Raw genomic sequence first — 1,351 nt, forward strand, 5'->3', positions numbered from 1 at the left:
AGCCCGGGGCGAGCCCGAGCAGGGTCCCGAGGGGGACGACGAGGGTGAAGCCGCCGTAGAAGCCGTCCTTGGCCCGGCGCGCGGTGAAGGGGTTCCAGAACGAGTTCGGGTTGACCACGTACTGCACCACCGGCTCGACGATCACGCCCGCCCCGACGTCGAAATGCGCGTTGGCCTCGAAGATGAACTTGTCGCGCGCGTACGGGGCGCCCGAGCCGCCCGAGATGAAGTTCGCGTCCGACAGGAACTGCGTGTAGTTCTCCGACAGGCGCTGCCAGTTCATCTTCAGGCCGTAGGTGTCGTTCGGCCGGCTCTGGTCGGGCGCCTGCAGCAGCACGCCCACGAACGAGTTGAAGCGGATCGGCACCGTCGGGTCGAAGGAGTAGCCGGTTCCGGTGTAGAGCGAGACCGCCGTCGGGTGCGGGTTGGCCACGAGCCCGCCGTCGGCGCGCCAGACCGTCTGCGTGCCGGTCAGCACGAGGCCGGACGTGCCCGACTTCTGCAGCGCGGGGGTGCCGGGGTTCAGGCCGCGGGAGGTGCCGAACACCGTCTTGAAGTTGTCGTCGTGGTCGGAGGTGTTGAAGAAGCCGGTGAGCGAGGCGCGGCCGGGATAGGCGGTGACGGTGTAGTCGGTCTTGTAGCCGATCTCGGTCATCACCAGCGCGCCCGAGAGGCGCTCGTAGCCCCAGTCGTAGCCGGACAGGGCGTTGGTGCCGGGGTTCACCGAGAAGGCGCCGGCCTGGATGTAGGTGGTGGGCGAGAGCTGGTAGGCGGCGTTCGCCCCCCAGACGGCGTAGAGCGGCGAGGTGAAGCCGGCGTTGATGTAGAACAGGTCCTGGAAGCAGGAGTTGATCGAGTTGCACGGCGGCAGGCCGTAGTAGCGGTCGGGATGGGTGCGGCCGAACTCGATGACGAGGCGGTCGTCGAGGAGCTTCTGCTCGTAGGTGAGCAGCGAGAGGCGGTTGTTGTTGGGATTGTAGGGCGGCTGGTAGCCGACCGTGGTGTCGCCGATGTCGGCGGCCATGTTGAGGTTGCGCACGAGACCGAAGAAGGTCTGGGTGAACTTGATGGTGCCGCCAGAGATGTTGGCGAGCCTCTGCATGTCGGCGGTCATGGAGAGGACGAAGTAGGCGGAGTTGGACTGCTCGCCGGTGCGCAGGCCGGCCGAGGGGTTGGCCTGGTAGAAGTCGTAGATGTTGATGTCGAAGGTGAGCCCGCGGGCGGCCATGTCGGTGGCCCAGGGGGCGAGCGGCCCGGTGCGGACGGGGTCGGCGGGCTTGGCGGCGATGGCGGGATCGGTGCGCGGCTGGGTCTGATCGTTGAACTGGCCCACCGGCGAGGGCTGCTGCGC

1 protein-coding gene is annotated in these 1,351 nt (G+C 67.9%); it reads right to left on the reverse strand.

Annotated features, from left to right (window positions below; genetic code table 11):
* Positions 1 to 1,351, reverse strand: a 1,351-nt coding sequence (locus ABS772_RS02655) for a carbohydrate porin (RefSeq protein WP_350391984.1), incomplete at both ends; no start/stop codon positions are given.

It is taken from the genome of Methylorubrum podarium, from assembly GCF_040270385.1.
Classification (GTDB): Bacteria; Pseudomonadota; Alphaproteobacteria; order Rhizobiales; family Beijerinckiaceae; genus Methylobacterium; species Methylobacterium podarium.